Source organism: Bradyrhizobium sp. (assembly GCF_016462955.1).
In the GTDB taxonomy this organism is placed as follows: domain Bacteria; phylum Pseudomonadota; class Alphaproteobacteria; order Rhizobiales; family Xanthobacteraceae; genus Bradyrhizobium.
Genome location: NZ_JAEMSD010000063.1, coordinates 11134 through 19363 on the forward strand (window position 1 = coordinate 11134; position 8230 = coordinate 19363).

Annotated in this window: 5 protein-coding genes; 1 reads left to right on the forward strand and 4 read right to left on the reverse strand. The window is 61.8% G+C overall.

The genetic code is table 11. The features are described 5' to 3' along the window. The 4 genes from brxC to JHD07_RS09745 all read right to left on the reverse strand — a co-directional run. On the reverse strand, positions 1-3167 hold a 3167-nt coding region (gene brxC, locus JHD07_RS09730), incomplete at its 3' end, for a BREX system P-loop protein BrxC (RefSeq protein ID WP_291621443.1). An 8-nt stretch (positions 3168-3175) separates the two neighbouring features. Then, positions 3176-3790 carry a DUF1788 domain-containing protein gene (locus tag JHD07_RS09735; RefSeq protein WP_291621445.1) on the reverse strand — a complete coding sequence of 205 codons (615 nt, stop codon included), beginning with the start codon at positions 3788-3790 and terminating at the stop codon, positions 3176-3178. Further along, on the reverse strand, positions 3790-4407 hold the full coding sequence (locus JHD07_RS09740) for a DUF1819 family protein (protein WP_366864196.1): 618 nt from the start codon (positions 4405-4407) through the stop codon (positions 3790-3792). Before JHD07_RS09740 ends, JHD07_RS09735 begins: the two co-directional genes overlap by 1 nt. Next, positions 4407-5330 carry a WYL domain-containing protein gene (locus tag JHD07_RS09745; protein ID WP_291621449.1) on the reverse strand — a complete coding sequence of 308 codons (924 nt, stop codon included), beginning with the start codon at positions 5328-5330 and terminating at the stop codon, positions 4407-4409. Before JHD07_RS09745 ends, JHD07_RS09740 begins: the two co-directional genes overlap by 1 nt. A gap of 283 nt (positions 5331-5613) precedes the next feature. Between JHD07_RS09745 and JHD07_RS09750 the strand changes: the two genes are divergently transcribed. Then, a partial coding sequence (locus JHD07_RS09750; RefSeq protein WP_291621455.1) for a PD-(D/E)XK nuclease family protein occupies positions 5614-8230 on the forward strand: 2617 nt, incomplete at its 3' end.

Here is an 8230-nt window from a genome sequence, read left to right on the forward strand (position 1 = left end):
TCGGGATCAGCCAGGACGGAATATTCGGGGAGCGCCCGCAGCTTCTCCCGCAGCGCCTCCACCTCCGAAAGCGCCGCCTTGCGTTCCGCTACGATCCGTGCGTCGACCTCGGCCTTCAGAGAATCGAGCGTGCCCCTCATCTGCTGAATGGCGTTGCCCTTGAGGCAGTTCGAATCGTCCAGAATCGCGCGGATGGCGCCTGCCTTATCGTCGCCGCCATAGCCGAAATTGGCGCCCTGGTCGGAGAGGTAGGTGCGCGCTTCATCGTAGATTTTCTTCTGCGACCCGCCCATGAAGCGGCGGACCGGATCGAGGATGCTCTCCTTCAGATCCAGCAGACTATCCTCATGGCGGCCGAGCTCCTGCAGGTACCAGGCGTAGGGCTTGCCGGTGACTTCGCGCACCGCCTCCTGCACCTGCGTCAGGGCGGAGAGGAACGGATAGCGCGACGATTGCGCCTCCAGCACAGCGATCTCGTTCTTGAGCGCGGCAAAGGCCTCAGCCGTTTCAAGCCCCAGCGCCTTGCCCTCCGACCCGTCCGGCTGCGTGTCGAAGAACTCGCCGTAGAATTCCTTGAGCTTGCGCGTCTGCGCAGGCGTGAACTCTACCTGCAGCTCCAGCACGATGTTGCCGTGCGCATGGGAGTTCTGAAGTCCGCGTTGCAGGGCCTCACTCTCCAGCGGACCGCCGTCCTGGCGCGCTTCGATCTTGCCGCGCCCGATCAGGCTGGCGGTCGTGCAAAGAATCGCCGCGTAGGACCAGCCGTAGGGCTTGCGCTCGAACCGCTCGAGGATGGCCTTCACCGTCGTGCGAATGCCGGTGCGGGCATTGGCCTGGGCGTAGTTCAGTATCTCCTGCTCGGCCTCGGTCAGGTTGGCGTCGTCGCCCCCGAACATGCCGTCGTTGCCCTGCGCCAGGAACTTCCCGATCTCATTCTCGGAATAGGCGACGCCGCGCAGCATCCCGAGATTGATATGGACCTTGTCGACGAGGGTCTGGAACGCGCGCTCGATCCTGACCTGCGGGTCCTCCGACCGGACCTCGATCTCCTCGCCACGCACGAACAGGCGCGCGTCCGCCAGCAGCGATCGGGCGCGCAGAGTGAGATCGCGCTGGCGACTGCTGTTCTGCTCGCCCTTTTCGCGGATGATCCGCTCGATGGTCGGCTGTTGCGCCACCGCGCGGGCCTGGCGGACATATTTGTCCGTGCGCTTGAACGTCATCAGGTCGGTGACGAAGCGGGCGTCGGCATTCAGGGCGATGGCAAGCTCGTCGCGCGACATAGTGCGCATGGCTATGGCCTCGGCGTTCCCGCTCTGCTCGTGGAACGGTGTGACGACATTGATCGCGAGTTCGTAGTCGCGGCCCAGCGGCCGATCATCGAGATAACGCGCGAAGGAATATTCCTGGGACGAGGCTTCGTGTCGGAGCTTCCGGCTTTTGATGACTCCGTCGAAGATCAGGATTTCCAGTTCCTTGGCGATCTCGGCGGTATCGACCTCGATCGCCTTAATCTCCTGCTCGACGTCCTTTTCCTCGTCGGTCAAGAATTCGAACAGATCGCCGTTGCGCTGGATATAGGTGTTCTGCTCCAGCAGGCTTAGCGCCTCCTCCACGTTTCGCTTGTGCTTGGTTAGGTCGATATCGAACCGATCGAGCATCAGGATCGAGATATTGCGCGCCGTCGGCTTGAAGGCTTTGACGTATTTGACGAGGAACAGCGCCTTCAGAACCCGAGTCGCGAACTCGTCGCCGAGGTTTTTCTCGGCGATCAGAATCGATTGCTGGACATTCGATTTGAGCGCTGTCCGGATGCCTTCGAACATTTGGTCGAAGGTCGCGATCCCGCCGACCGGAATGTCCGCGAGCCTGACCGCCACCTCCTGGAAGACGCCCAGCATCGAGCGCTCGCCGACCGAGCTATGCTTACCCTCGAAGGCGTTGTGCTGCGACAGGTTCTGGATCGCTAGCTGGAACAGAGGATATTGGTAAGGAACAAACGGATAGCTATGGATGAAATGATCGCGGTCCCTGAAGTTTTCCAAGCGGATGGAGCCGTCCGAGAAATCGAACAGTGTCTTCAGATTGTTGGCCTCGCGATGGTACAGGTCCGATAGGTCCGAGATGCCGGTTTCAGTCTTTTTCAGAAGCCGCTTCTGGATTACCTCCGCCACATCAGCGCTGTTGAGCGGCATGCGGTTCGCGAAGCGCGCCTGGATCTTGGAGAAGTCGTTCTCCTGCCGGTGGTTCATATCGCCGATGACCGCGCCCATGTCCTGCTGCGCCGTCACGATGATCCAGGCCCGACCGCGGCACTTCGTGTTGAGGCTTTCCGCAATCGTCTGAAGATTCGTCATGAGCTTGACGTTGTCGGCGATGTACTGGCCGACCTCATCGACGAAGAAATTGAGCCTGAACTTGGGCTCCTGTGCATCGATGTAGGCCTTCACCTTGTCGGCAAAATCCTCGATCGACGACCGAAAATCCTGCCGATAACGCATAAGGATTCCCTGGCCCTCTGACGGATCGGCGCTAGTCGCCTGCGCATAGGCCTTGGCGACGTTCGCGCTTTCCAGCAATGCCTGTTCGCGTCCGCGCTCCCAAGCCTTGCCGGAGATGGCCTGGTAGGCCGTCCGGAATTCCTCAAGAACTCCGCGACTGTCCAGATCGCGCTCGAATTGGGCGATGTGCGGCTGCTTTCCATAATAGCCGCACATCTCGTCGAAGACTTTTTGGAACACCGAAAGCAGGGCGTCGATCTGCTCCTTGGAAATCACATCGGCCTTCTGGTCGATGTTGAACAGAATGCTCTTCGAGGGGACCAAGACCGCCTTGCGCAGATCGGCCGCCAAAATCTCGTTGTCGGCGCACTTCTGCTTGAACAACTCATAGGCAGGCGTTCCTCCGACGTCCCGATTCTCCAGGAGGAGCGCCAGCATCTTCAGCAGATGCGACTTGCCCGACCCGAAAAAGCCCGAGATCCAGACGCCGTTGGCCGTCTCGTAGTTGTTGTAGGCGTCAAGGAATTTCTCGAGCTGGCGCTCGATCTCGTTGGTGATGACATATTCCTCGAGCTCGACTCGCAGGCTGGCTTCATCATCAGCCTTGATAACTCCCTCGATCGCGCGATCGACAGGCCTTTCGAAAATATCGCGAAGTTTGGTCATGCCCGCCCTCAGATCTCGTAGTGCATTATATTGAATGCACGGTAATATTTGTCGTCATGCAAAATACCGAATAGATCGAGCGATGCGCCCGTTGCTAGACCATGTGTGTAGGTCCCCGGAAAGAACATCACCGTCGGCTTTTCCTTCGCAGTGCTTTGAAGATTGTTGAGCACATTGTGCGACCGAACGTAGGGAAAAACCTCACCTACCCCCGACAGGAACAGGACGTCGAATTCCTGGTCTGAAAGGCGCGCGCCGATTTCAGGAACCAAGTGAGTTTCGGGATCGAGAACCCCCTGCAGGAGCTCCTTGAGCTCGTCCTTACTGATGCCGGGCTCGGCCGCGAGAACCTCATCCCAGATCCCCCTTTCGCGCAGCAGCGTAATGCTAAGATCGTACAAGTTGATCTCGAACGCCCGTACCCCTCGGCTTTCCAACTGATTAACGAGACTCGCTCTCATCGCCTCCATGGCGACAGACTCATCCGCTGGATAGGGGCAGATAAAGAATGGCACTTCGTTGCCCAGACCCTGCTTGCTCAGAAAGCGCTGACTCGCGATCACCTTGAGCAGGCGATCGAACCGGTCTTTCGGAGCCTCGGCCTTTTCCGTTCGCGGCATCATCAATTCCTCCCCCGCTGCCGCTCGGCGCCCGGGAAGAACCGAAGTTCGTCCGGATGCCCGGCCCCTATTGTGGTCAGCACACGCGCCGACAGCATCGCGCCGAGAATCCGATCATCCGGAGACAGAATCTCGCCCTCCCGCATGAGGCGAAAGAGAACGGCGCGCAGCTTGGCTCTGGTCGAGTTCGACAGGCCTGCCAGCTTCGGCGACCATTCCGCCTTAGCCGCTAAGAAGGTATCGAAGTCGTCGTAGCTGAGAGTGGTGCGGAGCGAAAGAAACCTCTCGTTCAGCACCTCCACCGCGAATTCGCCGATAAATCGGTAGGCGCGGCAGCTAGCAAGCCAAAGCAGCGCTGCCTGCTCGCTCCGCTCTCCGTCGACAAAGAGCGCTAGCTCATCATCTGAAAGCCTTTTGAGCCGGTTGACGATCTCACGAATCGAACGCTGCGCCGAGTTCGCCTTTCGCACCGGGAAAGCGCCACTCTGCCGGGCCCTTGCAGCCGTCGCATCCCAGCTTTCATCGGGCGTATGCAAACGAGCGACAGCAGCGCTCTCGTTTATGAAGAGCCCCCCCGTCCCGAAAGACATAAGGTATGGTTGCCCTGTAACCCCCTCCATCAAGCGCTCCCGCCGACTTTCGGAGCTTGCGCGACTTCCCCAAAATCGAATTCGGCGCGCCTTAGCGCCCGGTCAGTCTCATCGGCATTCAGCGCTACAATATGCTGGGTACGGGGATTTTGCAGGCTCGCATCCCCCAAGAGACCCAAGCGTTTGAGCACATAAAATAGCATCGCATAGCGAACCGTCAGAACGGCGCGCCCGTTTGTCATGCCATAGTCCTTAGCCACCACAGCACACTGGCTCGCAGTCAAACGCGGATGAGGCCCGATCTCAATGTCAAAAGTCTTTTTCCATAAGGTGTCTTGATCGCCGCCTGGGCCGGGGGCGTCCATATTGCGCACACCGAGTATGCGCGGCAGCAAGAAGTCCTTGAACTTGTCATCGATGTGACAATAGGCGCGAGCGTGCCAACGAAAGCCGTCATACCCGAAGGCGTGCGGAGTCATTCGGCGCCATGTTGGATCGGTACGCCGACTGCTCATCGATTGGTAATGAACTTCGATCGAGCGATTCTCGCGGACAGCACTGAGGATCGCTTTCAACACACCTGAATCCACCGCGCGGTGAGGCGTCAAGGCGATGTCGGTCTCAGGGGGATGGGCAATCCAGGACTCGCCGGGATCGGCCAGGCCTTCGGCTAGCGACCGCAAGCGGGAGAGATAGCTGTCAGGATCGGGTTTGAGGAAAATCGGCGAAAACTGCGGGCTGGCGACATAACGCTTCGCGCTCTTGTCATAGATCGCATTTTGCGGCGCGCGTTCCTGGTAGTGCGTCAGGTCTTTCGATGCCTGCGGAACCGACACGTCGAACATCTGGATGATGTCGGAGCGATTGACTCCGCCCTCCCAGAACAGGCGGAACTCGATGAACTCGAGCCGCCGTTCCACGCCCCACTTCAGCACCGCTGCAGCTTCCGACATCGTCACCCCATTTTTGTCGTCGATACGGATAAAAAGTATATGGACATATCGATGCGATCCGTATAACTATTATTCCCATCAAGCGCGCCCGTCAATGGTGGCGAGAGCGAATTCGCGAGGAAAGGCAATGCCGAAGCGTATTCCGAACCGTGAAGTGACCAGCAAGAAGGCGGCGACCGCAGCCTCAAAGGTTCTGCGGGACCCCAAGAGCAGCAAAGAGCGCGGCAGCGTCGGCGCTGACCCAGCGCCCGAACAAGAAGTAACCCCGGGAAGGAGAATGGTGATGACCGCAGCGAGCCGATCCACTCTTGTCGTTCATGGTCGTCTCGCCATGAGGGAAGGTCGTCTCGCGGCAGCTCGCAGCGGCCGTCACGGCCTCCAGATCATGTCTTTCGAGCAAGCCGCGGTGCGGCTCGCAGGGGGCTTCGCCCGGCCGATCGACGATGAGAGCCTGCGGGCCGCGATCCAGGTAGCGCTGCCCGCGACGCCGATGGGAGAGCTGGAAAGCATTAAGACGCTTCCCGGCATGATCGACGCGGCCGCCGATACGCTGCACAAGGCTTGGCGCGCGGGCATCGACCTCGCCGCGCGTGCGCCGAATCACCCGCGACTCGATGCCATTGCCAGGCTCGAAGCTTCCGTCCTCGATCAGCTTCCGCTCGGCATGATGCGTCCAGTCGATATAGCTGCCGCCGCCAGCAGCCGTCTCGCCCATGCGCCGACCGTCCTCGGGTCGATGGAGATCGTTGGCCTGACCGAGTTGTCGCCATGCTGGCGGCCGCTGCTGAAGGGACTTGCCGCGCATATCCCCGTGCAGTGGATGGCCGGGCCGCGAACCGTCCCCACCTGGCTCGCGGACACCGGCGTCGGCATCTCACGCGGAGCTGCCGAATCGCCGGCGCTCAGCCCCATCAGCGCGGCAACGGCCTATCACGAAGCCATCGAGGCCATGCGCTGGGTGCGGTCGCTGCTCGCTTCGGGAGTGGCGGCTTCGGAGATCGCCATCGCCACTGCGTCGCCCCCGGAGTACGACGATCACTTCCTGGCCCTGCGCGCCGACGCGAATATCGACCTGCACTTCATCCACGGCGTGAGGACCGTCACCACCCGCGAAGGACAGGCGGCCGCAGCGTTGGCGGACATCGTCGTTCGCGGCCTTTCGCAGTCGCGCCTCCGTCGACTTGCGGCGCTGTGCCGGGATTCTGCGCCGTTCGAAGCTCTGCCCGAAGGTTGGTTGCGCGTCCTGCCCACCGATGCCCCCTTGTCGACGTCCAGCGCCTGGAGCCGTCTGCTGGCCCGGCTGAAGCCCGAGGACTGGCCCGATGGCGCCGATCACGCCCCTGGCCTGCGCGCAGTGGCCGAGCTGCTCGCGAAGGGGCAGGAGGCAGCATCCGAAATTGGCGATGCCTTCCTCAAGGGCCGGGCACTCGCCATCTGGCGCAAGGCGCTGCTTGCAGGGCCTGCTGCCTCCATCGACGCGACCCTCGAAACCTTGAAGCAGGATGACGGGCTGGAGGCCTGTGTGTCCGTCGCCTGGATGCCAGCCAGCGCGCTCGCGGCCTCACCCCGCCGCTTCGTGCGCCTGATCGGCCTCAACTCGTCACGCTGGCCGCGAGGAATCGCCGAGGATCGATTGATCCCGGACCATATTATCCCGACGGCTGAACTCGATCCGCTGCCGGTGAACCTCGCCGATCGCCGCGACTTCGAGACGATCCTGGCCACCACGTCTGGCCAAGTCGTTCTCTCACGCGCCCGGCGCGACAGCGATGGGCGCCTTCTGGGACGCAGTCCGCTGCTGGCCGGGCATGGTGAGGAGACGTATCTCCGTCGCAATGCCGTGCCTGGACATGCCTTCAGCGAAACCGACCGCCTCATGGCCCGGCCGCAGGAGTTTGCCGGCCACCCGCAAGCGATCAGCGCGCAAACGTGCTGGCGCGATTGGCGGCGCGCGGAGATCACGGCCCATGACGGTCTCGTCAGAGCCGATCATCCGCTCATTCTTGCGATCCTCGCGCGAACCCAATCGGCAAGTTCGCTGAAGACTTTGCTCCGCAGCCCGATGGGCTTCGTGTGGCGGTATGCGTTCGGATGGAAAGCGCCGCAAAGTAGCGCCGAGCCCCTAGTGCTCGACGCGCTCGGCGTCGGCGATCTGATCCACATGGTGCTCGACCGCGCCTTGCGCGATCTGGAGGGCGCGGGCGGACTGATGACCGCCGACGCCGCTGCGATCGAAGCCGCGGTGGACCGAGCAGCGGAAATTGTCGCGGCCGATTGGGAGAGCGAACGCCCGGTCCCGCCTACCGTCATCTGGGGACGCACCCTCGAGGACGCTCGGCTCCTGGCAGGGCGAGCCCTCACCTATGGTGACGATCGTCTGCTCGACGCCCGCTCCTATGGCGAGGTACCGTTCGGCGGGTCCGAACCGAAGTCGGAGGCCGAGACGCCCTGGGACGCAAGCGTCCCGGTCACAATTCCCGATACGGGGTTCAACGTCGCCGGCTATATCGACCGCCTCGACATTTCCGGCGACGGGAAACGTGCGCTTGTGCGCGACTACAAGACCGGCCGCCCGCCGCGAGGCGACATCCGGCTGAATGGCGGTCGCGAGCTTCAGCGCTGCCTCTACGCTTTCGCCGTGAAGGCGCTCCTCGGAGAGGACGTCGCGATCAGCGCGTCTCTGCTCTACCCGCGCGAGCCGGTCGATCTTCAGCTCGACGACCCAGAGGCCGTGCTCGCCGAAATCACAGGGTATCTCCGCGCAGCGAGAGCCAGCCTCGGCGGCGGCGCGGCGCTGCCAGGCCCCGACACAGGCGACGACTATGACGATCTTGCCTTCGCCCTGCCGGCCAATGCCGGTGCCACTTACTGCAAACGCAAGCAACCAGCCGCAACGGAAC

Bases quoted from the DNA above. Each gene is read 5' to 3' on its own strand.
- JHD07_RS09740 (WP_366864196.1), bottom strand. From the start codon at position 4,407: ATGGAGGGGGTTACAGGGCAACCATACCTTATGTCTTTCGGGACGGGG.
- JHD07_RS09745 (WP_291621449.1), bottom strand. From the start codon at position 5,330: ATGTCGGAAGCTGCAGCGGTGCTGAAGTGGGGCGTGGAACGGCGGCTC.
- JHD07_RS09735 (WP_291621445.1), bottom strand. From the start codon at position 3,790: ATGATGCCGCGAACGGAAAAGGCCGAGGCTCCGAAAGACCGGTTCGAT.